At 62.5% G+C, this 22,504-nt stretch carries 35 protein-coding genes and 1 tRNA gene; 33 read left to right on the top strand and 3 right to left on the bottom strand.

From position 1 onward, the window contains the following. Positions 1-9: 9 nt before the first annotated feature. From C8D77_RS28255 to C8D77_RS28160, 22 genes are all read left to right on the top strand, one after another. Positions 10-471, top strand: a complete 462-nt coding sequence (locus C8D77_RS28255; RefSeq protein WP_109670427.1) for a DUF2280 domain-containing protein — start codon at positions 10-12, stop codon at positions 469-471. Further along, positions 458-1,855 carry a phage terminase large subunit gene (terL, locus tag C8D77_RS28250; protein ID WP_109670425.1) on the top strand — a complete coding sequence of 466 codons (1,398 nt, stop codon included), beginning with the start codon at positions 458-460 and terminating at the stop codon, positions 1,853-1,855. Before C8D77_RS28255 ends, terL begins: the two co-directional genes overlap by 14 nt. After that, entirely contained in the window at positions 1,855-3,312 is a 1,458-nt protein-coding gene (locus tag C8D77_RS28245) for a DUF4055 domain-containing protein (protein WP_109670423.1), read from the top strand. Before terL ends, C8D77_RS28245 begins: the two co-directional genes overlap by 1 nt. Further along, positions 3,309-3,515 (top strand): hypothetical protein, encoded by a 207-nt coding sequence (locus C8D77_RS28240; protein WP_109670421.1) that lies wholly within the window; start codon positions 3,309-3,311, stop codon positions 3,513-3,515. The genes C8D77_RS28245 and C8D77_RS28240 overlap by 4 nt, the downstream gene beginning before the upstream one ends. Then, positions 3,512-4,564, top strand: coding sequence for a pyridoxal phosphate-dependent aminotransferase (locus C8D77_RS28235; protein ID WP_146211821.1), 1,053 nt, complete (start codon positions 3,512-3,514; stop codon positions 4,562-4,564). The genes C8D77_RS28240 and C8D77_RS28235 overlap by 4 nt, the downstream gene beginning before the upstream one ends. Next, positions 4,561-4,920 (top strand): HNH endonuclease, encoded by a 360-nt coding sequence (locus tag C8D77_RS28230; protein WP_109670416.1) that lies wholly within the window; start codon positions 4,561-4,563, stop codon positions 4,918-4,920. The genes C8D77_RS28235 and C8D77_RS28230 overlap by 4 nt, the downstream gene beginning before the upstream one ends. Then, positions 4,920-5,561 carry a class I SAM-dependent methyltransferase gene (locus C8D77_RS28225; protein ID WP_109670414.1) on the top strand — a complete coding sequence of 214 codons (642 nt, stop codon included), beginning with the start codon at positions 4,920-4,922 and terminating at the stop codon, positions 5,559-5,561. The genes C8D77_RS28230 and C8D77_RS28225 overlap by 1 nt, the downstream gene beginning before the upstream one ends. After that, positions 5,558-5,761 carry a hypothetical protein gene (locus C8D77_RS28220; RefSeq protein ID WP_146211820.1) on the top strand — a complete coding sequence of 68 codons (204 nt, stop codon included), beginning with the start codon at positions 5,558-5,560 and terminating at the stop codon, positions 5,759-5,761. The genes C8D77_RS28225 and C8D77_RS28220 overlap by 4 nt, the downstream gene beginning before the upstream one ends. Then, entirely contained in the window at positions 5,761-6,612 is an 852-nt protein-coding gene (locus tag C8D77_RS28215) for a radical SAM/SPASM domain-containing protein (RefSeq protein WP_109670410.1), read from the top strand. The genes C8D77_RS28220 and C8D77_RS28215 overlap by 1 nt, the downstream gene beginning before the upstream one ends. Then, positions 6,609-6,827: a hypothetical protein gene (locus C8D77_RS28210; protein ID WP_109670408.1), complete on the top strand. Its 219-nt coding sequence runs from the start codon at positions 6,609-6,611 to the stop codon at positions 6,825-6,827. The genes C8D77_RS28215 and C8D77_RS28210 overlap by 4 nt, the downstream gene beginning before the upstream one ends. Further along, the gene (locus C8D77_RS28205) at positions 6,824-7,741 is read left to right on the top strand and encodes a class I SAM-dependent methyltransferase (protein WP_170136837.1); all 918 of its coding nucleotides are present in this window, start codon (positions 6,824-6,826) and stop codon (positions 7,739-7,741) included. The genes C8D77_RS28210 and C8D77_RS28205 overlap by 4 nt, the downstream gene beginning before the upstream one ends. Beyond that, the gene (locus C8D77_RS28200) at positions 7,729-8,964 is read left to right on the top strand and encodes a type 1 periplasmic-binding domain-containing protein (protein WP_109670404.1); all 1,236 of its coding nucleotides are present in this window, start codon (positions 7,729-7,731) and stop codon (positions 8,962-8,964) included. Before C8D77_RS28205 ends, C8D77_RS28200 begins: the two co-directional genes overlap by 13 nt. A 30-nt stretch (positions 8,965-8,994) precedes the next feature. After that, positions 8,995-9,071: transfer RNA gene (locus C8D77_RS28195), tRNA-Met, on the top strand. Between the two features lie 370 nt (positions 9,072-9,441). After that, positions 9,442-9,819 (top strand): helix-turn-helix domain-containing protein, encoded by a 378-nt coding sequence (locus C8D77_RS28190; RefSeq protein ID WP_109670402.1) that lies wholly within the window; start codon positions 9,442-9,444, stop codon positions 9,817-9,819. A gap of 16 nt (positions 9,820-9,835) precedes the next feature. Then, positions 9,836-10,117, top strand: a complete 282-nt coding sequence (locus tag C8D77_RS28185; RefSeq protein ID WP_109670400.1) for a hypothetical protein — start codon at positions 9,836-9,838, stop codon at positions 10,115-10,117. Continuing rightward, complete coding sequence (locus tag C8D77_RS28180; protein WP_146211819.1) at positions 10,114-10,923, top strand: hypothetical protein; 810 nt, start codon at positions 10,114-10,116, stop codon at positions 10,921-10,923. The genes C8D77_RS28185 and C8D77_RS28180 overlap by 4 nt, the downstream gene beginning before the upstream one ends. A gap of 274 nt (positions 10,924-11,197) precedes the next feature. Continuing rightward, on the top strand, positions 11,198-12,052 hold the full coding sequence (locus C8D77_RS28175) for a hypothetical protein (RefSeq protein ID WP_146211818.1): 855 nt from the start codon (positions 11,198-11,200) through the stop codon (positions 12,050-12,052). 125 nt (positions 12,053-12,177) lie between these two features. Beyond that, positions 12,178-13,158: a major capsid protein gene (locus C8D77_RS28170; RefSeq protein ID WP_109670393.1), complete on the top strand. Its 981-nt coding sequence runs from the start codon at positions 12,178-12,180 to the stop codon at positions 13,156-13,158. Positions 13,159-13,262: 104 nt separating this feature from the next. After that, positions 13,263-13,385, top strand: a complete 123-nt coding sequence (locus C8D77_RS38855) for a hypothetical protein (protein WP_281277045.1) — start codon at positions 13,263-13,265, stop codon at positions 13,383-13,385. 1 nt (position 13,386) lies between these two features. After that, positions 13,387-13,782: a hypothetical protein gene (locus C8D77_RS28165; protein WP_109670391.1), complete on the top strand. Its 396-nt coding sequence runs from the start codon at positions 13,387-13,389 to the stop codon at positions 13,780-13,782. 107 nt (positions 13,783-13,889) lie between these two features. Continuing rightward, positions 13,890-14,594 (top strand): hypothetical protein, encoded by a 705-nt coding sequence (locus C8D77_RS37320; protein WP_146211817.1) that lies wholly within the window; start codon positions 13,890-13,892, stop codon positions 14,592-14,594. A 23-nt stretch (positions 14,595-14,617) separates the two neighbouring features. Then, complete coding sequence (locus C8D77_RS28160; RefSeq protein ID WP_109670389.1) at positions 14,618-16,405, top strand: hypothetical protein; 1,788 nt, start codon at positions 14,618-14,620, stop codon at positions 16,403-16,405. Between the two features lie 11 nt (positions 16,406-16,416). On the opposite strand, the gene C8D77_RS37735 is transcribed toward C8D77_RS28160, so the two are convergent. Then, positions 16,417-16,578 carry a hypothetical protein gene (locus tag C8D77_RS37735; RefSeq protein ID WP_170136836.1) on the bottom strand — a complete coding sequence of 54 codons (162 nt, stop codon included), beginning with the start codon at positions 16,576-16,578 and terminating at the stop codon, positions 16,417-16,419. Between the two features lie 47 nt (positions 16,579-16,625). Here C8D77_RS37735 and C8D77_RS28150 point away from each other — a divergent pair, with 47 nt between their 5' ends. From C8D77_RS28150 to C8D77_RS28120, 6 genes are all read left to right on the top strand, one after another. Further along, complete coding sequence (locus tag C8D77_RS28150; protein ID WP_109670385.1) at positions 16,626-16,913, top strand: phage fiber-tail adaptor protein; 288 nt, start codon at positions 16,626-16,628, stop codon at positions 16,911-16,913. 2 nt (positions 16,914-16,915) lie between these two features. Further along, positions 16,916-17,206: a hypothetical protein gene (locus C8D77_RS28145; protein ID WP_109670383.1), complete on the top strand. Its 291-nt coding sequence runs from the start codon at positions 16,916-16,918 to the stop codon at positions 17,204-17,206. A gap of 1 nt (position 17,207) precedes the next feature. Further along, positions 17,208-17,717, top strand: coding sequence for a DnaT-like ssDNA-binding protein (locus C8D77_RS28140; protein ID WP_109670380.1), 510 nt, complete (start codon positions 17,208-17,210; stop codon positions 17,715-17,717). A 241-nt stretch (positions 17,718-17,958) separates the two neighbouring features. Next, positions 17,959-18,180 carry a hypothetical protein gene (locus C8D77_RS28130; protein ID WP_109670375.1) on the top strand — a complete coding sequence of 74 codons (222 nt, stop codon included), beginning with the start codon at positions 17,959-17,961 and terminating at the stop codon, positions 18,178-18,180. Further along, positions 18,180-19,226 carry a phage minor head protein gene (locus C8D77_RS28125; RefSeq protein WP_109670373.1) on the top strand — a complete coding sequence of 349 codons (1,047 nt, stop codon included), beginning with the start codon at positions 18,180-18,182 and terminating at the stop codon, positions 19,224-19,226. Before C8D77_RS28130 ends, C8D77_RS28125 begins: the two co-directional genes overlap by 1 nt. 182 nt (positions 19,227-19,408) lie before the next feature. Beyond that, positions 19,409-19,792 (top strand): hypothetical protein, encoded by a 384-nt coding sequence (locus tag C8D77_RS28120; RefSeq protein WP_109670370.1) that lies wholly within the window; start codon positions 19,409-19,411, stop codon positions 19,790-19,792. Here the strand turns inward: C8D77_RS28120 and C8D77_RS37730 are convergent. Next, complete coding sequence (locus C8D77_RS37730; protein WP_170136835.1) at positions 19,762-19,914, bottom strand: hypothetical protein; 153 nt, start codon at positions 19,912-19,914, stop codon at positions 19,762-19,764. The genes C8D77_RS28120 and C8D77_RS37730 overlap by 31 nt on opposite strands. Positions 19,915-19,986: 72 nt before the next feature. On the opposite strand from C8D77_RS37730, the gene C8D77_RS28110 reads away from it, so the two are divergent. The 5 genes from C8D77_RS28110 (at position 19,987) to C8D77_RS28090 (ending at position 22,175) form a co-directional block, all read left to right on the top strand. Further along, on the top strand, positions 19,987-20,391 hold the full coding sequence (locus C8D77_RS28110) for an HK97-gp10 family putative phage morphogenesis protein (protein ID WP_109670364.1): 405 nt from the start codon (positions 19,987-19,989) through the stop codon (positions 20,389-20,391). After that, positions 20,388-20,840, top strand: a complete 453-nt coding sequence (locus C8D77_RS28105; protein WP_109670362.1) for a hypothetical protein — start codon at positions 20,388-20,390, stop codon at positions 20,838-20,840. The genes C8D77_RS28110 and C8D77_RS28105 overlap by 4 nt, the downstream gene beginning before the upstream one ends. 101 nt (positions 20,841-20,941) lie before the next feature. Further along, on the top strand, positions 20,942-21,442 hold the full coding sequence (locus C8D77_RS28100; protein WP_109670359.1) for a hypothetical protein: 501 nt from the start codon (positions 20,942-20,944) through the stop codon (positions 21,440-21,442). 65 nt (positions 21,443-21,507) lie between these two features. Then, positions 21,508-21,870: a hypothetical protein gene (locus tag C8D77_RS28095; protein WP_109670356.1), complete on the top strand. Its 363-nt coding sequence runs from the start codon at positions 21,508-21,510 to the stop codon at positions 21,868-21,870. A 71-nt stretch (positions 21,871-21,941) separates the two neighbouring features. Then, positions 21,942-22,175 (top strand): hypothetical protein, encoded by a 234-nt coding sequence (locus C8D77_RS28090; protein ID WP_146211816.1) that lies wholly within the window; start codon positions 21,942-21,944, stop codon positions 22,173-22,175. Here C8D77_RS28090 and C8D77_RS28085 read toward each other — a convergent pair. Beyond that, complete coding sequence (locus C8D77_RS28085; RefSeq protein ID WP_146211815.1) at positions 22,141-22,500, bottom strand: hypothetical protein; 360 nt, start codon at positions 22,498-22,500, stop codon at positions 22,141-22,143. The genes C8D77_RS28090 and C8D77_RS28085 overlap by 35 nt on opposite strands. Positions 22,501-22,504 lie beyond the last annotated feature (4 nt).

The raw sequence follows: 22,504 nt of genomic DNA, 5'->3' as shown, positions 1-22,504 counted from the left end.
GCCAGCGCCATGGTCGCAAAGCTTTCGAACGAGGTGAAAGCCTTCATCATTCAGGGGCTCGCCTGCTTCGACACGCCGTCTGTGGTCGTCGCGGCGGTCAAACGGGAACTTGGGCTGGATATCACGCGCCAGCTGGTCGAGAGCCACGACCATACGAAGAAATCCGGCGCCAGGGTCGCACCGAAGTGGCGCGCGCTGTTCGATGAGACGCGCAAGACTTTTCTCGAAGACACCGCGCCGATCGCAATCTCGCACCGCGCCGTTCGCCTCCGCGCCCTCCAGCGCATGGCGGACAAGGCCGAGACGCAAGGCAATATGGCGCTATCGGCGCAACTGCTGGAACAGGCCGCCAAGGAACAGGGCAACGCCTTCACCAACCGGCGTGAACTGACAGGCAAGGACGGGAAAGACCTGCCGCCAATACCGGCGACTGTGGCGATTTTCCAGCTTCCCGACAATGGCAGGGGATAGCGCGACAGGCGCTGCGCAGACGGTCATTCGGCCGCAGCCTGGTCCTCAATTGATGTTTCTCGCCACTCCGGCCGACATCGCCATACTCGGCGGTGCGGCCGGGGGTGGAAAAAGTTGGGCGTTGTTGCTCGAGCCGTTGCGCCACGTGCACAACCCAGCCTTCGGCGGCGTCATCTTCCGCCGCACCACGGTCCAGGTCCGCAACGAGGGCGGCCTCTGGGACGAAAGCTTCAAGCTTTATCCGCTTGCGGGAGCAGACCCGAAAGAGCACGTGCTGGAATGGAAGTTCCCGGCCGGCGCGTCCATGTCGTTCGCTCACCTCGAACACGACAAGACGGTCCTCAATTGGCAAGGTAGTCAGGTCGCTTATTTGGGCTTCGACGAGCTCACGCATTTTTCGGCGAAACAGTTCTGGTACATGGTCTCGCGCAACCGCTCCATGAGCGGGGTGCGGCCCTATATCCGCGCCACCTGCAATCCCGATGCCGACTCCTGGGTCGCCGAGTTCATCGCCTGGTGGATCGATCCCGAGACGGGGCGGGCAAATCCCGAGCGCGCCGGCATCCTGCGCTGGTTCGTCCGCATCGGCGACGCCATCATCTGGGCCGATAGCCCGGAAGACTTGGCGCAGCATATCGATCCGATCACGAACACGCCGATCCCGCCGAAGTCGGTGACGTTCATTCCGGCAAAATTGACCGACAATCCGGCGCTGATGGCGGCCGATCCTGGCTATCTCGCCAACCTCATGGCGCTGCCCACGGTGGAGCGCGAGCGCCTTCTCGGCGGCAACTGGAAGATCCGGCCCGCTGCCGGCCTCTATTTCCAGCGCTCCTGGTGCGAAATTGTCGATGCTGTTCCCAAGGTCTCGAAATGGATGCGCGCCTGGGACCTTGGCGCGACGCCAAAGACCGAGGCCAACGACCCAGACTGGACGTGCGGGACAAGGGTCGGCCTGCTCACGGACGGGCGCTACATCGTCACCGATCATAGACGCGACAGGCGATCGCCATCCGGCGTCGAGACGATGATCAAGAACACCGCATCCGAAGACGGGCGCGAGGTCGATATCTCGCTTCCACAAGATCCCGGCCAGGCGGGAAAAGCTCAAATAGCGACGCTGACAAAGCTGCTCGCCGGCTATCGCGTGCGCTCCTCGCCTGAAACGGGCGACAAGGTGACGCGCTTCGGCGGGTTTTCCGCCCAGGCTGAAGCCGGAAACGTCCTCGTCCTTCGCGGCCCATGGAACACCGACTGGTTCAACGAACTGGAAGGCTTTCCCGAAGGTCTGCATGACGATGATGCGGACTCGACAAGCCGCGCCTTCAACGAACTGCTGAAGCGCAAACAGGAAACCAAAACGGGGTACGCAGGCATATACTGATGACCAATTCCGTCGACAGCCATCATCCCTACTACGATCTTCGGATCGAAGAGTGGCGGTTGATGCGTGACTCGGCGCGTGGCGAAACGGCCATCAAGTGCGAAACGATCACCTACCTGCCGAGGCCGTCAGGTTTCAAGGCGCAGCCGGCCGGCGACGCCATGTACGAAGCCTACAAGATGCGGGCGCAGTTCCCCGAGATCGTTGGGCCGACCGTTGGCGGCATGATCGGTGTCATCCATCGCACCGAAAGCCAGATCGAAATGCCACCGGCGATGCAGCCGCTGTGGGAGAAGGCGACAAAGGAAGGCCTGCCGCTGGAGGCGCTGCATGCGAGGATCACGGCAGAGCTTTTGACGACTGGGCGCTATGGCCTGTTGGCGGGCGCCGCGAGCACCGGAAGCGACCTGCCGTACATCGTGACCTATTGCACCGAAGCGCTGATCAACTGGTCGGAAGCCGGTGATTTCTATGTGCTTGATGAGACTGGCCTCGTGCGCCAAGGCTTCGACTGGGTTGAGGAAAAGCAGTATCGCGTGCTTGAGATGGTCGACGGCAAATACCAAGCCACGATCCATTCCGGCGATACGCTAAGCGCTGGCGCTCCGGTCATTCCGACGGCGCGCGGCGACAAGGCTCTCGAGCAAATCCCCTTCGTCGTCATGGGCGCGCGCGACCTGTCGATCGATCCGGAGACGCCGCCGCTGATCGGCGTGGCGCGCTCGGCGGTCAGCATGTACCAGTTGTCAGCCGACTACCGCTGGCAACTCTTCATGACCGGCCAGGAAACGCTGTTCATCATCAATGGCGATGAGCCAGAAGCAGTTGGCGCCGGCGTCATCGTCTCGCTCAAAGCCGATGGCGAGCAGACACCCGACGCGAAATATGTCGGCCCGGCCGGCACGGGCATCGCGGCGCACCGCACAGCCATCACTGATGAGCGCAACAATGCGGTCGCGGCTGGCGCGAGGCTGTTCGACACCGATGCTCCTGCCCAGGAATCGGGTGACGCGCGCCGCCTGCGCTTCGCTGCCCAGACGGCAACGCTCGTCACCATCGCGCAAGCCTCTGCCAAGGGGCTGGAAAAGGCGCTGCGCTACATCGCTGTCATGATGGGCCTCGATCCTGAAAAGGTGATCGTCAAGCCGAACCTGTCGTTCATCGACAGCCAGTTGACTCCTGCCGAAGTCGTCGACGTGATCAAGGGCTGGCAGGAGGGCGGCTATTCCTACCAGACCATGTACGAGCGCCTGCAGAAGGGCGAAGCGGTCAGCGCCGAGCGCACCGCGGAAGAAGAACAGGCGCTCATCGACAGGGAACTGGCATCGGGCCAGGGCACGCTCGACGAGAGCGGCCTTGTCATCGGCGGCGTGGCAAATCCTGCCGATCCGGCCGCGCCTGGCAATCCCGCCGTTCATGCCGTTCCCGCCATCCCGGCGCCGGCCGCCGCAGCGTGAGAGCCACGCTGCGCATCTATCGCGAGGTGCTGGAGCGCGAAATGTGGCCCGACAAGCGCTGCCGCGTGCGCATCGTCGGGGCATCGTGGGATCCAGGAACGTCGAGCGTGGTGCTGGAGCTTGAAGGCAAGATCCTGCCCGATGGTGGCGAGGTCAAGCTGTTGACGCGCCGCTCGACCGAGACGGAGTTTCGCGCGCTGTGACGTTGTTCCGTGAGTGTTTTCGGCATCTGGGCTCGATCGAGCGCAAGCGCATCCCGCCGATCCCGCGCGAGGATATGCGCCTGCACCGTCTTGAACGCCCCGAGCCATGGCCGAGCGAAGTCGTGGAAGCGATGCGCGCCGGCCCGCCCGACAACTGGTATCCGGACTATGCCGCGTTCTATCGCAGGCTTTCCGCTTTCACCGGCGTGGCCGAGGAACGGCTTGTCGTCGGCGCCGGTATCGAGGATTTTATCCGCACCCTCATCCTGCTCTGCTGCGAGCCGGCGGATGGGTTTGCCTTCACCTGGCCGACCTGCGCCATGTTCGACGTCTATTCCGAGGTTTTCCTCGCGAGGCCGGTTCGGATCGTCACGGACCCGAAACGATTGCTCGGCGTCGCCGACATCGTGGACAAGCTGGACAGCGGCGTTCGGCTGCTGATCCTGCCGAACCCGGGCCAGCCGGTCGAGACCTATTTCTGCCTCGCTGAGTTGAGGCGCATCGCGCAGCGCTGCCAGGAGATCGGCGCGGTGTTCGCCATCGACGAGGCCTATTACGGCTTTGGTGCCGAAACGGCGCTGCCGCTGGTCGACGAGTTCGACAACGTGCTGATCATGCGCACCTTTTCGAAGGCTTTCGGCGGTGCTGCGCTTCGCGTCGGCTATGCCATCGGGCAGCCTTCGGTGATCCGGCCGCTTCATGCCATTCGGGAGTCCGGCGAGATTTCAGGCCCTTCGCTGCATGCCGCCACGGTGCTGATGGACATGTGGGCGCAATGGATCGAGCCCGGCATTGCGGAGGTCTGCGCCGGCCGCGATTGGCTGCGCGAGACGCTGCGCGCCGACGGCTTCGATGTTCGGGGCTGGTTCGCAAACCACGTGCTGATCGGGCCGGGCGAGCGCGCGAGCGAGGTTGCTGCGGCGCTCAAGGTGCGCGGCGTGCATGTGAAGGCGGGTTTCCCGGCGCCGCTCGACGGGCATCTGCTTGTGACGTGCGGCTCTGGGGCGCTGATGCAGCGGTTCCACAGCATCTTTGTGGAGTCGGTATGAACGTGATCGACCTGTACAAGCGACGCGAAAAGGCCGTTGGAAAGCCGTGCCCATACTGCGGTGTGAAGATGGTTCTAGGGCGCAATCGCAGCATCTTCCACACCACAAGGGATCATATTTTCCCTCGCTCGCAGGGCGGCACGCTGGCGATTATCGTCTGCTTCGCGTGCAACAACGAGAAGGCAGATATGTCGCCGTTCGAGTGGATCGAGCATCTATATCGGGCAGGCCGAGCGCATCATGCCGAACGAACCATCTGCGCATATTGCCAGATCGGCGGCGTGTTTCGCGACGGCGTGACAGCGCCGGATGTGCTTGATGCCATCGAGACCTTCTGGCTGGCGGAAGCGGCCTGATGGAAGGCGTCTTCGCCGAGACCGACGGCAAGCTCCAACTCGTCGGCGACTGGCAGAGGGTCTATTCGGAAAACCCTGATCCTTGGGACCAGGCCGGCCGCAAGGGCCAGATGGCGGCCTATTACGCCGTGAGCCGCACGCGCCTCGTTGAGACGCTGGGCAGGCTCGGGCCGTTCAATGCCGGCATCGAGATCGGCTGCGGCCACGGTCACTTGACCGCGATGCTACGCGCCGCGATCTGCCCCATGATCGGGATCGACATCAGCGAAGCGGCGGTCAAGACCGCGCGCAGCCTCCAGCACGACGCGGTGTTCCGGCAGGGCGACATCACAGCGGACGACTTCGGTTGCGTCTCGGTCGACTTCGTCGTGCTCGGCCAGTGCCTCTGGTATGTGCTGCACCGCTTCGACGTGACGCTGGCCAACATGCTGCGCACCTTGCGCGCCGATGGTTTGCTGGTCGTGTCGCAGGCCTTCCTGCACGGCGAGCAGCGCTACGGCGCCGAGATCGCCAACGGCTTTACCGGTGCGCTGAAACTGTTCCTCGCCAGCGATCGGCTCCAACTCATCCACGCCAGCTACGACGACAGCGGGCGCTTGGTGCACCGCGACGGGCTCATGATTTTCAGGAAGGTTGGATGATGGAAAAGCTGCAGATCGACACCGAGGAAATCGCCGCCGTCCTGTCATCGGACGAAAGCATTGAAGGCGTCGTGATTTTTCGCGACGGAAGCAGGGTCTATCTCGACAAGGGCACCCTTCCAGGCGCAGGCGTCGAGTTCGATGGCTACCGGATCACGCCGGATCGTTCGGTCTACGTGCACAAGCGCATTGCCGCCTGATGAACGCCAACGACGCCACGCTCCGCAACTTGGCGCGCAAGGCGACCTTCGTTGATCGCGTCCAGATGGTCGGCAAGGTGCCGCTGTTCTCGTTCGTTGAGATCAACCCGACCGAACTTTGCAACCGGGCTTGCGTCTTCTGCCCGCGCGTCGATGACGCGATTTACCCCAACCAGCGGCTCCACATGTCTGTGGAGTTGGCGCGCAAGATCGCGGCCGACCTGAAAGACCTCGCCTACGAGGGAACGGTCCATATCTGCGGCTTCGGCGAGCCGCTGCTGCATCCGAAAATCATCGACCTGGTGCGCGCCTTCGGCGAGTTCCGCGTCGAGTTGACCACGAATGGCGATCGGCTCACCGCGAGCATGGTGCGCGACCTCACGGCGGCCGGCTGCGATTACATCTGCGTCTCGATGTATGACGGGCCATCCCAGATCGAGCATTTCGAGGCTATCTTTGCCGAGGCTGGCTCGAGCGAGTTCATCCTGCGCGACCGCTGGCAGCCGGAGGAAGAGAATTTCGGCCTGTCGCACCTCACCAATCGGGCCGGGACGATCAATGTCGGCGAGCAGCGGCCGATCGATGCGACACGGCCATGCTGGTACGCCGGATACCAATTGATGTTGGATTGGAATGGCGACGTTCTGCTCTGCCCCCAGGATTGGCATAAGGTGGTGCGTTTCGGCTCTGCCGCTCACGAGCACCTGCTCGACATCTGGACCTCGCCGGCAATGCGCAAGCGTCGCATGCAGTTGCTTCGGTCTCGTGAGGGTCTTTCGCCCTGTGGCGGCTGCAACAGCGACGGCTGCAAGCATGGGGTGGAACACGCGGCAGCCTGGCAAGCACGATGAGCGCCAACGAAAAGGTCGTTGAACTCGGCCCACACAACAAGATGACGCCAGAAGAGGCGCTTGCCTACAGCAGTCGGGAATCGTGGGATCAGGTGATTATCGTCGGCTTCCACAAGGACGATGACGATTTTGTGGTTCAATCTTCCCACATGTCGCGAGAGTTTGCGTTGTGGATCGCCGAGCATCTGAAGCTTCACGTCATGGACCGGCTTTGAACCCCGACAAGTATCACGGCACCATCGCAGAGCGGTATGACGTCGAGCGCTGCCATTCCCTGCGCTGGGCGCGCGAGCAACTGGCGGTCGCCGACTTCGTTCGAGATGGTCCGGTGCTCGACGTGCCGCTTGGCACCGGGCGCTATGGCGAAATCTACCGCGAGCGCGGGTTTGCTGTGACCGGTGTCGATGTCTCGGCCGACATGTTGGCGGTGGCGAGCGCGCGCTATCCCGAGTTTGCCACGTTTCAGGGATCGATTTTCGCGCTGCCCTACCATGACAGCGACTTCGCCACAGCGATATGCACACGGCTCCTCGATTGGCTTCGGCCAAGTGAGATGCAGGTCGCCGTCGCCGAACTGCGGCGCGTTGCCCGAACAATCGTCGCCACGATCAGGCACGGCCACGAGACGATCCGCGTCAACCAGACACACCAGCTTTCGGCTTGGTATACGGCGATTGACGGGCTCTACATCGAAGACCGCCGAGTCACCGAGATCACGCAAGACGGCGTCGAGGAGATGTTCCGGCTGCGCCCCCCAACATGGGACGACGTGCTTGCGCAGTTCCAGCATCATGGCCACACGCCCTATTTCGAGATGCAGCGCATTGCCTGCGAATGGTTTGGACATGTCCAACCGTCGCCCGAAACGCATCGGGTTACATCGACATATTGGCCGGCGGCCGATCTGGTGAAGGTCATCGACTGGATGGCGTCGAAGCATGATGCCACGGCCGAGCCGGAGGATCACTATCGGACCGACCTGCCGCCGCGCTTCGAGGATGGCCCGGTGACGCTGATGCGCGGCGGACCGCAGCGCCGCACGATCGTGCTCGACGGCCGCCGCCGCATCAACCGCTGGCGCGGCTCGCCTGGCCTCTATCCGGTGCTGCTGATCGAATGGCAACGATAGCGATCATCGGCCACGGCCGCTCGCCGGAGGGCAAGCGCTGGGGCAAGTTCATCGACGGTTGCGACACCGTCATCCGCATGTGGGACTGCGCCTGGCAGGATGCGGTCGATTACGGTCAAAAGTACGATTTCGGGCTGCTCGAAGCGCACCCGGCCATGATCAAGACGTTCCAGCAGAACAACCGGCGCAAGCCGGCGCGCGGCTGGGTCGCATCGATCCTGCACCAACCGGACCGCTGCGACATGCCAAAGGGAACCGAGCTGGTCGACCAGAAGCCCTGGAACACGATCGGCGAAAAGCTCGGCGGGCTTGGCGCCACGGGGCGGCTCCAGTTCACGCGCGGCACGATCGCTACATGCTGGGCGATCGAGCGGGCGCAGCGCGGATCGACTATTGCCCTTGTCGGCTTCGACAATATCGCAGCGGGAAAAACGCTGGAGCTCGACCAGGCCTTTTCGCCGACCTATCGCAAGAACCCCGGCACCTTCAGCTTCTCCGCCTACAAGGGCGGAGTGAGCAAGGCGGGCAACCATGATTTCGCGATCGAGTTGCCTGTGATGCAGCATCTGGCGCGCCGGCAGCGCGTGCGCCTGGTAGCAGCGGGCGACATCTGGCCCGAACCAGAGCGGGATGCACCCGTGCTCACCGACTGGAGACCTGATCCCGTGAGAACGGCCCTGGTTTTGGGCGATGCGGCCTGTGTCCATGCCGACGCCGCATCTGCGCTGAAACTGTTCACGCCGAACGCTGTCGCCGCCGCCAACAACATCGGCATCGAATGGCAGGGGCATCTCGACTACTGGTTCACGCTGCATCCGGGCGCATGCATCGACTGGATCGGCATCCGAGACGCGGTGTCACGGCGCGTCAAGGCAGGGCGCAACAAACCCGAGGTCTGGGCGCACAAGGCAGCGCCTGGCATCGACAAGACCACGCCCGATTGGGGCGGCTCGACCGGGCTGCTTGCGGTCAAGGGCCTGCTTGAACTGGGCTATGAGCGCATTGTTCTTGGCGGCGTCCCGATGGACACCTCGCCGCACTTCTACAATGGCCAGCCATGGCGTCAGGTGGAGCGGTATCGGCAGGCATGGCGGGCGCATCTGGCGGACCTCGCGCCGTTCGTGCGGTCGATGGGCGGGTGGACCGCCGAACTCCTCGGCAAACCCGACGCCGACTGGCTCGGTTCGGATTGTCCACAGCCATCGCTCTTGACATCGGCGTGAGATTGTAACCATTCTGGCACCAGATGGTTTCGTGGGGTGGAGCAGCCCGGTAGCTCGTCAGGCTCATAACCTGAAGGTCGTCCGTTCAAATCGGACCCCCGCAACCAGATCCGATAGACCTGCAGTTTGAAGACGAAGGCTTCGGCCGACACTTGCAGACTTGCAGGGTGAGGATGGCGCTAAAGGCAAGCATCTGGCCCTGCCCGGTTGAGAGACCGGGCAACAGTTTTCGGTTCCGTTGGTTGGAGCCAAAAGCGGGGCGGCTAACGGTCGGGGGCATCTGACCGAAAGCCGCCCAACAGTTTCGCGGACGCTCCGACTTCCGCTCCAGAAATTGCCCTGCAGTCCTTAAGCCTGATACCGGCTACGGCCAAAAGGCCACTCGCTCGACCCTAAGAAGCACCCGCGCGGGGCAGCCGTTGGCAAGCGGTTCATTGTGGCGGGGAAGCGGTGGCGCCGGATAGACCAGGAAATTCCATGATCAAGCCGCTGAGCGAAGACAAGCGCCGCGAGATAATGCGCCTGTATGTCGCCGGCGTGCCGACAGCCGAGATCGCCAAGGCGTTCGGCATGTCTGCCAGTTATCCAAGCCAGCTTGCCGCGAGGCTCAACGTCACGCGCCGCGTCCAGCACGAGCCGCGTGACCCGGAAGCGGCTGCTGAGAAGCGCCACGCCCGCGCCGAGGCTGCCGCCAAGGTGAAGGCTGCGCCGCCCAAGCCGGAGCCATCGCTCGAACCGATGAACGTCAACAGCGCCGCAGAAATCCGCCGGCTGTTCGGCATGGGACGCAAGCGCACCGAGATCGCAGCTCTTCTGCGCTGCCCCTATCGCGTGGTCGACGCCGCGCTCGCCTGAAAAAGGAAAAACCAACATGGGCACTTTCAGCCAGGCTCTGACCTATAGCGCATGGACCGCGATCGCCGACGGTTCGACCGATGGCAGCTTCGGCATCCAGTTGATCCAAGGTGACGTCGCGGTCTTCATCGGCGATACCGAGCCCAATATCGACGAGGACCAGTTCATGATCCTGTCGATCAGCGGCACGCGCGAACTGTCATCGACGCTCGGCACGGACCAACTGGTCTATGCCCGCGCCACGCATGATCGCGATGGCACGGCTGAAATCCGCGGCTTCACGGCTCCTGCCGCATGAGCGGGTTCTCTCTAGCGCCTGCTTTCGGGCTGGGTCTCGCCAGCGCGCCGAATGTCGGTGGTGGTGGTGCGCCATATGTGGCGCAGGCTGTAGCCTTTGACCCGTCAACGCAATTGGTCAATGCCGCCGCCACGGCCGCCGACACGGGGCTTCTCTCATTCAGCATCTGGTTCAAAACCCCTACATTGCCCGTGGGCGAGCAGTACTGGTTTGGTGTCACCCAGGAAGACGCGTCAACCACTCCGGCGGTCAGTTTCCCATCGAACGGCCCCGGTGCACAAGAAGTGTCGGTCTATTCCTACTCGGCCGACCTAACCTATGGCTATCAGGCCGGCAACCAGTTCTCGACCATCGAGGGCGCATGGCATCACATGCTGTTCTCTGGCGACATGGCTGATCCGCAGGCCCAGCAATATCTTGATGATGTCGCGCAGCGCGATCTCGACCCCGACTTCGTGCTGCATAGTGGGTTTCTGCCGGGCGGCGTGATGACGATCAACGGCCGCAAATGGATTTTCGGCGGGTTCGACGACCCGATTTCGTTCCCGCGTGAAGTGGCGATCGAGTTTGCCGATGTCTGGATTGCGTTTGGAACTTCACTTCTGGATGGCGACGGCAATATCCCCGAGGCGACGCGCCGCAAGTTCATAGATGCTGACGGCAAGCCGGCTGATCCGTCAGGCTTCCCTGCGGGGTCCGTCCTCTTTACGGGCAACGCTGCGGCCTTTGCCAGCAACCAGGGGTCGGCGGGCGCTTTCGCCGTGACCGGCTCTCTCACCAACGCCTCAACCAGCCCGAGCGACTGATGAAATCCCTCCTGACCATCACGACGCCGGCTTGACTTGATCCAACGCGCCTCGCGGTGCTAGTTTCGCCTTCTCCCGCCCGCGGTGTGGAGCCAGGGGCGGAAGGTCGGATCGGATTTGTCATCCGGTCAAAAGGCCTTCCGCCTTTTCCGTCCGGTCACGACCTCAAATCCGAGGTGATTTCTACTCATTTCTGATGCTTTCCAGCCCGCCATCCCGGCGGGTTTTTTCGTGCTCGCGGTGCGGGCTTCTCAACCCCAAAGGAGAAAAGCCGGTGGCTTTGAAGTCAGTCGTTTCCAGCCTCGATGGTATCGAGGAAGCCCTCCATGCCCTCTATGAGGAGAAGGACGGCAAGCACATCTTGCAGATCGACGGGATCGACGACCATCCCGCCGTCATCGCTCTCAAAAACGGCCACACCAATTCCAAGCGCGAGCGCGACGAAGCGCGCGCAAAACTCACCGCGGCAGAGAAGAAGCTCAAGGGCCTGCCCGAAGATTTCGATGCCGCCGAATGGGAACGCCTCAAGACCGAGGACGAAGCCCGCCAGGCCGATCCCGAAGGCAAGGACGTGCGCAAGCAGGTCGAGACCGCTGTCGCCGCCAAGGAACGGCAGATGCAGACGCGCCACGACGCGGCGATCAGGGCCAAGGACGAGATCATCGCCGAGAAGGACACCGCGATCGCCAGCATCACAGGCGATCTGCGCACCACGCTCGTTGGCGATGGGCTCACCAAGGCGCTGGTCAAAGCCGGCGTCAAACCGACCCTGCTCAAGGCCGCGCAGCGCATGTTCGAAGGCGATGTCGAGATTGTCGAGGAAGACGGCAAGCGCGTTGCCCGCATGAAGACGGACCTCGGCGGTGACGAGCTCGACAAGTTCATCGGCAACTGGTCGCAGAGCGACGAGGCTAAGGATTTTATCGCGCCGCCTTCGGGCGCCGACGAGCGCGGGGGCAATCGCAACCTGCGCAATGGCGAAACCAACCCCTACGCCAAGGAGACATGGAACATCAGCCAGCAAGGCGCGCTGCTCGGTTCTGATCGCGCCAAGGCGGAGCGTCTGGCGAAGTCCGCCGGCTTCAAGGATCTCAACCACGCCAACCGGTCGACCGGTCCGCTCAAATAACCATCCTGGCCGGCATCAAGCCTGCCAGTTCAACGCCGCGGGCGGTGCCCGCAATCATCAGCAGCCGGTGTCGGTGACGCGGCTGATTTCACAGCGAAACCAGCCTAACCAGAGGAGATTTTCCCATGGCTGACACCCCCACTGCTCTCGCGGACGTCATCGTCCCGGAACGCTTCAACCCGTACTTCCGCGAACTGACCACGCAGGTCAACGCGTTCTTCCGCTCCGGCATCGTCACCTCGGTTCCCGACCTCACCTTCGGCAACCAGGGCGGCACCGAAATCAACATGCCGTTCTGGAAGGCGCTGTCCGAGCGTGCGCAGCTTCTCGACGACACCCAGGATCTGGAAATCCGCAAGGTCCAGACCGGCCAGGACAAGGCCGTGCAGCATGCACGCGCCCTTGTCTACGGTGGCACCGATCTCTCGGCGGCTCTCGCCGGCGACGATGCCATGGCCGCTATCGCCTCGGGCATCGCCGAGAACTGGTCCGGTGAGTTCAACTACCAGCTCATCGCCACGCTCAAGGGTGCCATGGGCGCGCTGCTCGCCGAGTCCCCCGATGTCAACGCTCTCGACATCTCGGGCCTGTCGGGTGCCGCCGCCATCATCGACGGCACGTCCTTCATCGACGCGGCCCAGATGCTCGGCGACAAGAAGGACCAGATCAGCGGCGTGCTCATGCACTCGGCTGTGGAAGCCCTGCTTGCCAAGAACAACCTCATCGACACCATCCGTGACTCCGACGGCCAGATCGTCATGAAGACCTTCATGCAGAAGGAACTCATCGTCGACGATGCCAACGCGGGCACCAACGGCGTCTATGACACCTACCTGTTCGGCCCGGGCGCCATCGGCTTTGCCGACGGCAACCCCAAGGTTCCGTCCGAAGTCGGCCGCAACCCGCTGATCAATGGTGGCCAGGACTATCTGGTGACCCGCCGCCACTACGTGCTGCATCCTCGCGGCATCAAGTGGGACCCGGGTTCGGGCGTTCCCGCATCGGTCACGCCGAGCGACGCTGAACTCGCAGCCGCCGGCAACTGGAGCCGCGTCTACGAGCAAAAGAACGTTCGCATCGTGATGCTCCGCCACAAAATCGCGTAACGACCCGACATCGATGGCGGCGGGCAGCTGCCGCCATCTGTTCCCCGGCCTTTTGGCCATTTGTTCCGCTCTGTTCGCTTTCCGTCCCAAATGGAGGATCACGCATGGCCAAGAAGATGACCGCCAAACAGGCAAAGTTCTTCGGCAAGAAACCAGCCGGCGCCAAGAAGGCCAAGGGCAAGGCAAAGGCCATGCCGGCTTTCCTGAAGAAGAAACTCGGGAAGTAACATGCGCCGCATCGTCATCAGCGAGGCCGTGCTTCGCCAGCGCCAGGAAATCCAGGAGCAGCGCAACCGCTATTACCAGGCGCGCTCTGATGGATTTTCACGCGAGGAAGCGAACGCGCTTGCCAATGGCGCGGAGGTCGCACCTGCCGCCAATGATCGGCACCAAGAATTCTCAATGGCCACAGACGAGCGCGCGTTCATCGAGCAGCCTGACCAAGACGAGCAGCCGGCCGGGCCGATCGAGATTCCAGACGACTGGAAATTCCTCCCCTACCTGCCGCGGTCAAAGGGCGGCACCTCACTGCGCGGCCTTGCCACGAAATTGAGTGATCAGCCCATCAACAGCGCGGCTGATGCGGTTGCGGCCATCGAAGCCGAACTGGCAATGCGCGGCTGATTGATGTCGATCCTAGGCATGCGCATGTGGACCTTTTGCGGTCCCTACATCTTCGTCTTCAGCTCAACGCGCGCTTTCTCCAGCGGCTTTTCGAATGGATTTAGTTGATGGCTGATACGCAACGGACTTTGGCTGCACTGCAGGTACTCTTCGCGGACAACACCGGCGGAGCCATCACGCCGCAGATGTTGCGCGATTTCCTGGTATCGACGCCCAATCTGGCCGAGGGCTCCGGCGCGCCGGGTAGCGCCCCGGCACAGAATGGACAGGTTTATGTGGATACAACGAACCACAAAATCTATATGGGCAAGGATACGGGCGCCGCAACAGATTGGGTTTTAATCTCGGACAACAATGTTGATTCGCCGCCGGCCGGAATAGATTCTGTAGCTGGTTCGACGTTCAGTAATGGTTTTGTCGGATTGGTGCCCTTTTTAATTCCAGCTAATATGTTGATAAGCGGCGTTAAATTCCGGGCAACAGCAGCAGCTGCTTCTGCTGTATTCGAACCGGTAGCTTACGGTTCTACGGGTGTCGGTGCACTAAGCACTCGACTTGCAAATGGCTCATCCATAACCGGCGCCGTGCAAGGGGTGAATACTGTTCCATTCACATCAGGGCTCGCGGCAAATGCCGGTGATCTTATTTGGATAGGACTGAATCTACAGACTGCAGGCATATCTTTTATAAGCGCCAGTCGACTGGTTGCTTATTTCAGCCAGGCCAGCATTCCTGCCCCGTCAACTCCTGGTTCTCCCACATATGCCAGCCAAGGTTGGGGCTCTATGTGGCCATACGGAAAGCGGAACTAAGATGCTTTTCTGGGTGAGGTAAGATGCGCACCATAAAAAAAGGCGCCACCAGCCAGTCGATCTATGTCGACGTGCTGGATTCGGCATCGACAACGGGCGGGCGCAAGACCGGGCTTGCCTACAACACGTCAAGCCTCACCGCCTACTATGTGCGCAACCAGAACACTGCCGTTGCCATCACCCTGGCCACGCTCGCTGCCGCCAACACGGCGTGGTCATCCGGCGGTTTCAAGGAAGTCGATTCCGCCAACATGCCTGGCATCTATCGGCTTGATGTGCCGGATGCGGCTTTTGCCACCGGTGCCGAGAGCGTCGCTATCGTGATCAAGGGCGCGGCAGGCATGGTGCAGGCCAGCGTCGATGTGCAACTGGTCGACAATCTTGCGAGCGACGTGTTTGCCCGCATCGGTGCCCCGGTTGGTGCATCGATCAGCGCTGACATTGCCGGCGTGCAGGCCGATACCGACAACATCCAGACACGCATTCCCGCCGCGCTCGTTTCCGGCCGCATCGACGCCAGCGTCGGCGCCATGGCGGCTGCAGTACTGACCGCCGCCGCAATCGCCGCGGATGCAATTACTGACGCCAAGGTGGCCAGTGACGTTACCATCGCTAGCGTGACTGGGACCGTCGGTTCCGTCACCGGTGCCGTGGGTTCTGTCGCCGGAAACGTTGGGGGCAACGTCACCGGCTCGGTCGGCAGCGTGACCGGGATAACGGCCAGCGATGTCGGCGCTATCAAGGCCAAGACGGACAATTTGCCAAGCGATCCGGCTGATGAAAGCCTGATCATTGCTGCCACGGATGCGATCATGGGTCGACTTGGTGCGCCATCAGGCGCATCTGTTTCAGCGGATGTCGCAGCGGTGAAAAGCGACACCGGAGCAGTCAAGGCCAAGACGGACAACCTTCCGTCCGACCCAGCCGATGCATCCGACATCGCGAGCGCCTTCACTGCGCTGCAGTCGCATGGCGACAGCACCTGGGCAACCGCTACCGGCTTCGCTACCGCCGCGTCGCTAGCGACCACGGATGGCAAAGTCGACAGCATCAAGGCGTGGCAGGACGCCATTGCCCAGACCGCCGGCAAGCTCTGGGTGCTCAACGAAAACGGCGATGCGCTGCCCAAGGTCGACGACATCAAGGCCGGTGTCTGGTCGGCCACGATTGCCGACTATCTCGGCGGCGGAAAAGCGGCCGAGATCCTGTTTGACGGGACGGCTGCGGCTCAATCGGCTGACGGCAAGGCCGACACGATCATCGCGGATATTGCGGCCCTGCCTGACGCGCCGACGGCAAGCGAAGTTGCTGTCGCGGTCTGGGATGAAGCGCTTGCCGGCCATGCCACGGACGGAACGGCGGGCAAGGTGCTGACCGATACAGGCGCGGCAGCCGGAACCATTGAAGGCCGCATCGGCACGCCGAATTTCGGCGATCTGGCCGACGACATCGCCCATGCTCAAGGCAGCATCGACGGAATCGGCACCGCTGTCGCCGCGCTCAACGATCTATCGTCAGCCGACGTCGATCAGTCGATCACGGATGCAGCGCTTGCAACGGCAGCCGACATCTCTGCGATTTCGATCCCAAGCCCTTCTGACAATGCAGACGCGCTCCTGGCGGCCACCTACGAAGGCGCCGAGACGGTGCAGGATCATTTCCGCCTAGCCCGCGCCGCGCTCTACGGCAAGGCCAACGGCTTGGCCGGAACGACTGTGCATTTCCGCGACGCGGCCGACAGTAAGAACCGCCTGACGGCAACCGTCGATTCAGATGGGAATCGCTCAGCCGTCGCGACGGACGCGACCTGATGTTTTCCGGGTCATGGTTCGGTCGGCACTTCTTCGGCAAGCGCTTTTTCGGTGGCGGCTTCGTCCCGGTCGACCTGGTGTTCCCGACCGAGGCCGGATTTTTCGCCATCGCTGATGCGGTCAACCGCGGCGTGCTGGTCAATGCCGGAATACGGAACGCCAGCGCCGACCATGTGACGCGTTCCGCCACAGTCGACCCAGTCTCAAGGATAAGCCAATCATGACGTGGGGACCGAAAGACAAGGATGCGATCCGCGATTTCGGCATCGACTGGACGGCCGACATCGGGGAATCAACCATCGCGGCATCGACATGGCTGCTGAATAGCGAAACCTGGGCCGGCGGTGGCGACCTGGTCAAGGTCGCATCGTCCTTCACCGACACCAACACGACCGTGCGCATCTCGGGCGGGGTTGAGGGAACCACCTATCTCATCACCAACCACATCGTCATGTCGGACGGCGAGGAAGATGATTTCTCGCAAAAGCTGAAGATCAAGGAGCGCTGAGTATGACCGATCTCGAAACGGCAATTGCAGCGCAGTTCCAGATCGGCGATCTCGTCGTGTACACGCCGGAGAGCGTGCGCACGCGCATTTCCGGCTACGTATGGGCGACTTCGATAGGCAAACCGCCGACGATCATCTCCTACGAGCTGGAATGCGGCATTGCTGTCGGTGCGGATTTGCTGTGCCGCGCGCCACCCGCAAGTGGCGGCTTCGTCACGCACGTGGACGTTCCTCTCGGTGCGATCAGGGAACACACAGCGGCCGCGATGCGCGCGGCGGCAAGGATGCGCTGATATGGCACTCGTTGTCGAAGACGGCACCGGGCTCGCCGGCGCGAACTCCTATGTCAGCGTCGCCGATTTTGAAGCCTATCTCGACTCGCGCGCAACAGCGCTGCCTTCTGGAGATGAAGAAGGCGCGCTGATCCGCGCCACTGATTTTATCGACGGCGAGTATCGTCTGCGCTTTCCCGGAAAACGCCTACTTGGCCGCACCCAGGCGCTTGAATGGCCTCGCAAAGAAGCGGTCGACCAGTTCGGCGAGGATATCGATGACGATGAGGTTCCCGTCGAGATCAAGAACGCCACCTGCGAGGCAGCGGTGCGTGAACTGGCCGATCCTGGCTCGCTCTCGCCCGATCTGGAGCGCGGCGGCAAGATCAAGGAACTGAAGGCTGGATCGGTCGATATCACCTATACCGATGGAGCTCCTGCCGAGACGATCTTTTCCATCATCGACAAGGCGCTGTCGGGGATTATCGGCAAGCGGTCGACCACCTCCTCGAGTTTCTTCCTGAGGGCGTGATGCGGACGCAGCCCTATTCGGCGATCGGCATCCGGCGCGTGCCATGCGCGCGCTGCGGGGCTAGGCCGTCGCACGCGTCATGGAACATTTGCGCCGACAAAATCGGAGGCCGCAAACAGTTCCGCGCTCTTTGCAAGGAATGCGACATCGGCATGAACGAGATCGCCATGCGCTTCGTGTTCGGCGCGACGCGTGAGGGTGACCTATCCGCCTACGCTGAAAAGCTTCTGGGTCAGGCGTAATGGCTGAACTTCCGCTGACGGTCGATGTCGCGGCAGTCAACGTTGCCCAGCGCATCGCGGTCATGGATGACGGGGCAACCGTTCACCTCGAAACCCTGCTCGACGCCGATGGCGAAGAGACTGACGACGCAGACGAGGCGCGCTCGGCAGTCGGGCAGTTGCCAGACGGTTCCTGGCTCGCTGTGGATCTCACCCAATTCGAGACTCAGGCATCGAACTGATGGCCAAGACCCAGACGCCGCGCCAGCGCCTCGACGCGCTGCTCGAGCGCTTCAGCGAGGAAATCCGGCAGGCCTTTCTCGCCTCCATCCAGGAAATCCGCGACACGGCGCGCATTGCAGCCATCGCTGATGCGCTTCAGAAGGGTGACGTCGAAAGGGCGCTGCAACTGGTCGAACTCGACCCGGCGGCCTTCCGTGGCCTGCAGCGCGCCATCCGCACCGCCTTCGAGGAAACCGGTGTCGTCGTGGCACGGGATATTCCGACATTGCGGGATGCGCAGGGCATTCCGATCCTGTTCCGCTTCGACCCGGGCTTTCCAAGTGCGGCGCGCTGGGTCGAGAACAGGGGCGTTGAACTCGTCACGGCAATCCTCGACGATCAGAAGCTGGCCTTGCGCAAGGCGCTTTCCGATGGGCTTGAGGCCGGGCGCGCCGCGCGCACCGTGGCGCTCGACGTGGTCGGACGGCTCAACAGGGCGACAGGACAGCGCGAGGGTGGCATTGTCGGGCTGACATCGGGGCAATATCAGGCCGTCGCCGGTGCCCGCGATCAGTTGGCATCGAGCGATCCGGCAGCACTCCGCGCCTACCTCGCGCGCCAGGCCCGGGACCAGCGCTTCGACAAGGCAGTCATCAAGGCGATCTCCGACAAGGCACCGATCGAGGCAGAAGTCGTCGAGCGCGCCGTCACCCAATATGAAAACCGCCTTCTCGCGCTCCGCGGCGAAACCATCGGCCGCACGGAAGCGACGCAGGCCACTGGCGCCGCCCAGCGCGAAGCCTTCGCCCAGGTCATCGCCAAGGCGGGGATCGACGCCAGCACCGTCACCAAGGTCTGGCGCTGCACCCGCGACGAGCGCACCCGCGACGCGCATAGGGCCATGGATGGACAGGTGGTCGGCTTCACTCAGCCGTTCAAGTCGCCTGATGGCGCGCTGCTGATGTTTCCCGGCGATACCTCGCTGGGCGCACCGGCGAAAGACGTCATCGGTTGCCGTTGTGTCGTGGTGAATCGGCTGGCTGGTCGTCAGAAGGCGGCGGCTTAGCCTCGCCGGCATGGATCAATCCAGCCAGGAACATCAACAGAGCGGCCCGGGCTGCTTTCAGCGCGGTATCGGCGCGCCGCGTCATGCCGCGCCTGCCTTCGAGCTCGAACGCCATGCGGTGCAGCATGTCGGCGGCTTCGTCGTCGGAAAGATCAGGGGGCTCTGTCACGGAAAGGGAGACTATGGCATCGCTGCTCGAAGGTCCATTGGCCCGCACCGTGGCCCGTGCATTCCGGGGAAAACTCACCGACGGCGTGCTGCGCCGCGAGGTGCCTGGAACCGGCAATGACGATTTTGGCGACCCGAACGCCGGCACGACGCCGACCTTCACCTTCAATGGCATCCGCGAAACGTTCGATGCAGCGTTCAGAGTCCGTGCAGGAATCCCGCAAACCGATGTCGGCGTGCTCGTCCTGCTCCAGTCCGTCGAGCCGCGCACCGTGCCGCAGCAAGGCGACCAGATTTATATCAAGGCGCAGTGGCACAAGGTCAGGGAAATCCTCGATCAGGATCCGGCTTCAGCCACCATGCGCCTTCAGTGCTTCGAGATCAGCGCGCCGGTCTGAGCGCGGCGGCTCTGCTCGGCGATGGCGGCGAACGCCTTCTCCAACGGGATCGGCGTCAGTTCGAGGCTGTTCCATGCGGCTTCAAGCACTTCGATCTGCCGCTTGCGGCTGAGGGTGTTCACGCGAATCTCCTTTGTTGTAACCGCAAGAAACATGGTGCGTAACCAATCTGGTTACAAGCAGGGAGCGATAAAATGTCGGTGGATTGGCGCGGGCCAGAAGTTCTCGCGAAGATTCGCGCCGGAACGCTGCGGGGAGTCATCAAGGCCACGCTCGGCGTGCATGAGGAGGCGAATTCGCTGATCCTCGACACGCCCAAGACCGGCCGGGTCTACCATCGTCGCGGCGTCGATCACAAAGCCTCGGCACCAGGCGAGCCGTTCGCCAGCGATACCGGCGCCACGATCCAGTCCGGCCGCACCGAGTTCGACACGGAAAAGCTGACGGGCACCGTGCACTGGTCGACGGCCCAAGCGGCATCGCTTGAGTTCGGCAATGAGAACATGGCCCCGCGCTCGTTTGCGAGGCCAGCGCTTGCCAACAGCAAGGATCAGATCGAAAGCGATATCCAGGGGGAGATCAGGGCGGCGCTGAAATGAGCGGCGCACCTCCGCTGGAAATTCTCAAGCCGCTGCGCACGGCCATTGTCAACGCTTCGGACATCGTCGGTCTGCTCGGCCTCTACAATTCCGAGCCATCTGCGCACACGCGCCGCCCGGTGCCGGCGGAGGCCAGGTATCCAGCCATCACCATCGGACCTGTCGTGACCCGCATGGAAGCCGACGGCATCAACGATTTCCGCCCGCGCGTCGTCATCGACATCTGTATCTACGGCGAGCAGGACAAGCAGTATCGCGACGTCGAGACGTGCGCCGAACTGATCCACTCGCTGTTCCATCGTCAGCGCCAAGCGATCACCGTCACCAACTATAGCGTCACCCAGATCACTGCCCAGGGGCCATACCCGGCGCCGGTCGACGACGAAAGCCGTGTCGGCCGGCGCGTGACGCTCACCATCAGCCTCTACGCCAAGCCGGCGGCTGAATAAAACCCTATCCCACGGGCGGTGCCCGAAAAACCCGCAGCCGGTGTCGGTGACCCTGCTGATTTCACCCTCATGAAACCAGCCAATTCCAAAGGAGATCCCTCATGGCCGGTACAGACCTTTATCCCGTCGCTGGTTGCAAGTTCTACATCGGCGGCATCACACCTACCCAGATCGATGATTTCATCGAAAGCGACTTCGTCACCAGCCCCGACCAGTTCGTCGAGGTCGACGGCTGGAGCCAGATGGGCGCGTTTGGCGACACCGCAGCGCTGATCTCGACCCAGCTGATCAACCGCGGCCGCGACATCAAGCAGAAGGGCACGACAAACGCCGGCTCGATGCAGAACGTCTTCGCGGAAATCTCGGAGGACGAAGGCCAGATCGCGCTGATCGCCGCCGCGCAAGGCGACAACAAGTCGAACTATGCCTTCAAGGTCCTCTTCAATGACGCTTCCGGGGCGAGCGGCAGCGAACCGTCTGTCGCCTACTTCGTCGGCCTGGTGATGAATGCCAGTTCGGCCGGCGGCGCCGCCAACACCGTCCGAAACCTGAACGCCACGATCGAAATTAACTCGAATGTGGTTAAGGTCGCCGCGACCTAAGCCTAGCGCGCGGCCGTCCACCGTGGCGGCCGCGCTCGTTTTCCCAACCCCAACCAAGGTGATTTATGGCCAAAGTAACCGCGTCCGACATCAAGCAAGCCCGCATCACGATCGAACTTCTGGGCGAGGAGCATATCCTCATCCCGTCGCCGGAAGCGATGCTCGACCTGTCGATGGCCTATGACGGCTTCGCCCCGCTGATGGCTGCGATCGCGCGGCTCAACGCCAAGGCCATGGCCGACACCGTCGTTGCGGGGCTGCGGCTCAAGGGCCAGGAGGCGCGCGACATGGCGTCGATCGTTGTCCGGTCTGGGGTTCTCGAACTGATGCCGAAGCTCCAGGATTTTGCAGCGATCCTCGCCAATGGCGGCCGGCCGCTGAAGACGGAATCGACCGAAGAGGAAGGCGGCGAAAAGCGCCCTTTGTAAGCCATTCGGTCCATGCCAATGCCCTGGTCAGGGACGCTATGGGCCGGCTTTTCTGGTCCTTCGAACGGGCCATGAAGACCGATTGCCTGATCATCGTCATGGCTCTGGAGGGCCAGGACGAATTCCTTCGGGCGCTGTTCAGCAAGCCGGAAGGCGAGGAAGACGAGGAAGCGGCGCCCCGTCAGGCAAAGCCGAACGTCTCGAGCCGCAAACTGACGCCGGGATTGTTCGACGCGCTGTTCGGACGCAAGGTGAAGAGCGCTCCGGCGCCTATTCCCGCTCGCAACCCGTCTTCGACACGATGACGGTGTCGGTCCACTGCTCGCCATATTGCTTGACCAGTTCGGCATAGACGAAGCGCTGGTGCGTCTTCATGTCGATCGCGGCAATGTGGAACCCGGTATAGCCGCCCATGGCGTTCTTGGCGTTCATCAAAGAGCAGATGATGTCGGGGTTTTGCGCCGATCGGGCAATGCTGCGGATTTGAGCGCTGCCGGGGTCGAGCAGGCCCTTGGTGGCCCGCGCGACGAATTCTCCTGTCTCCGGCAAGTCGCTTCCTGACTTGTCGACGATCTCCTGCGCCGCCGCGCTCGCGGTCATCAGCACCAGCAAAAGTCCCACTCTCAACATCGTT

This window comes from Mesorhizobium loti, assembly GCF_003148495.1.
Taxonomy (GTDB): Bacteria; Pseudomonadota; Alphaproteobacteria; order Rhizobiales; family Rhizobiaceae; genus Mesorhizobium; species Mesorhizobium loti.
This window is presented reverse-complemented; position numbering and strand designations above follow the sequence as displayed.

Excerpts from the sequence above, each read along its gene's own strand:
- C8D77_RS28125 (WP_109670373.1), top strand. The coding sequence starts at position 18,180 with ATGGCCAAGACCCAGACGCCGCGCCAGCGCCTCGACGCGCTGCTCGAG.
- C8D77_RS28210 (WP_109670408.1), top strand. The coding sequence starts at position 6,609 with ATGAGCGCCAACGAAAAGGTCGTTGAACTCGGCCCACACAACAAGATG.
- C8D77_RS28090 (WP_146211816.1), top strand. The coding sequence starts at position 21,942 with ATGAAGACCGATTGCCTGATCATCGTCATGGCTCTGGAGGGCCAGGAC.
- C8D77_RS28165 (WP_109670391.1), top strand. The coding sequence starts at position 13,387 with ATGCGCCGCATCGTCATCAGCGAGGCCGTGCTTCGCCAGCGCCAGGAA.
- C8D77_RS37320 (WP_146211817.1), top strand. The coding sequence starts at position 13,890 with ATGGCTGATACGCAACGGACTTTGGCTGCACTGCAGGTACTCTTCGCG.
- C8D77_RS28140 (WP_109670380.1), top strand. The coding sequence starts at position 17,208 with ATGGCACTCGTTGTCGAAGACGGCACCGGGCTCGCCGGCGCGAACTCC.
- C8D77_RS28085 (WP_146211815.1), bottom strand. The coding sequence starts at position 22,500 with ATGTTGAGAGTGGGACTTTTGCTGGTGCTGATGACCGCGAGCGCGGCG.
- C8D77_RS28170 (WP_109670393.1), top strand. The coding sequence starts at position 12,178 with ATGGCTGACACCCCCACTGCTCTCGCGGACGTCATCGTCCCGGAACGC.
- C8D77_RS28220 (WP_146211820.1), top strand. The coding sequence starts at position 5,558 with ATGATGGAAAAGCTGCAGATCGACACCGAGGAAATCGCCGCCGTCCTG.
- C8D77_RS28130 (WP_109670375.1), top strand. The coding sequence starts at position 17,959 with ATGGCTGAACTTCCGCTGACGGTCGATGTCGCGGCAGTCAACGTTGCC.
- C8D77_RS28200 (WP_109670404.1), top strand. The coding sequence starts at position 7,729 with ATGGCAACGATAGCGATCATCGGCCACGGCCGCTCGCCGGAGGGCAAG.
- C8D77_RS28110 (WP_109670364.1), top strand. The coding sequence starts at position 19,987 with ATGTCGGTGGATTGGCGCGGGCCAGAAGTTCTCGCGAAGATTCGCGCC.
- C8D77_RS28255 (WP_109670427.1), top strand. The coding sequence starts at position 10 with ATGGTCGCAAAGCTTTCGAACGAGGTGAAAGCCTTCATCATTCAGGGG.
- terL (WP_109670425.1), top strand. The coding sequence starts at position 458 with ATGGCAGGGGATAGCGCGACAGGCGCTGCGCAGACGGTCATTCGGCCG.
- C8D77_RS28145 (WP_109670383.1), top strand. The coding sequence starts at position 16,916 with ATGACCGATCTCGAAACGGCAATTGCAGCGCAGTTCCAGATCGGCGAT.
- C8D77_RS38855 (WP_281277045.1), top strand. The coding sequence starts at position 13,263 with ATGGCCAAGAAGATGACCGCCAAACAGGCAAAGTTCTTCGGCAAGAAA.
- C8D77_RS28185 (WP_109670400.1), top strand. The coding sequence starts at position 9,836 with ATGGGCACTTTCAGCCAGGCTCTGACCTATAGCGCATGGACCGCGATC.
- C8D77_RS28160 (WP_109670389.1), top strand. The coding sequence starts at position 14,618 with ATGCGCACCATAAAAAAAGGCGCCACCAGCCAGTCGATCTATGTCGAC.
- C8D77_RS28245 (WP_109670423.1), top strand. The coding sequence starts at position 1,855 with ATGACCAATTCCGTCGACAGCCATCATCCCTACTACGATCTTCGGATC.
- C8D77_RS28225 (WP_109670414.1), top strand. The coding sequence starts at position 4,920 with ATGGAAGGCGTCTTCGCCGAGACCGACGGCAAGCTCCAACTCGTCGGC.
- C8D77_RS28230 (WP_109670416.1), top strand. The coding sequence starts at position 4,561 with ATGAACGTGATCGACCTGTACAAGCGACGCGAAAAGGCCGTTGGAAAG.
- C8D77_RS28100 (WP_109670359.1), top strand. The coding sequence starts at position 20,942 with ATGGCCGGTACAGACCTTTATCCCGTCGCTGGTTGCAAGTTCTACATC.
- C8D77_RS28150 (WP_109670385.1), top strand. The coding sequence starts at position 16,626 with ATGACGTGGGGACCGAAAGACAAGGATGCGATCCGCGATTTCGGCATC.
- C8D77_RS28215 (WP_109670410.1), top strand. The coding sequence starts at position 5,761 with ATGAACGCCAACGACGCCACGCTCCGCAACTTGGCGCGCAAGGCGACC.
- C8D77_RS28095 (WP_109670356.1), top strand. The coding sequence starts at position 21,508 with ATGGCCAAAGTAACCGCGTCCGACATCAAGCAAGCCCGCATCACGATC.
- C8D77_RS28180 (WP_146211819.1), top strand. The coding sequence starts at position 10,114 with ATGAGCGGGTTCTCTCTAGCGCCTGCTTTCGGGCTGGGTCTCGCCAGC.
- C8D77_RS28105 (WP_109670362.1), top strand. The coding sequence starts at position 20,388 with ATGAGCGGCGCACCTCCGCTGGAAATTCTCAAGCCGCTGCGCACGGCC.
- C8D77_RS37735 (WP_170136836.1), bottom strand. The coding sequence starts at position 16,578 with ATGGTCGGCGCTGGCGTTCCGTATTCCGGCATTGACCAGCACGCCGCG.
- C8D77_RS28120 (WP_109670370.1), top strand. The coding sequence starts at position 19,409 with ATGGCATCGCTGCTCGAAGGTCCATTGGCCCGCACCGTGGCCCGTGCA.
- C8D77_RS28190 (WP_109670402.1), top strand. The coding sequence starts at position 9,442 with ATGATCAAGCCGCTGAGCGAAGACAAGCGCCGCGAGATAATGCGCCTG.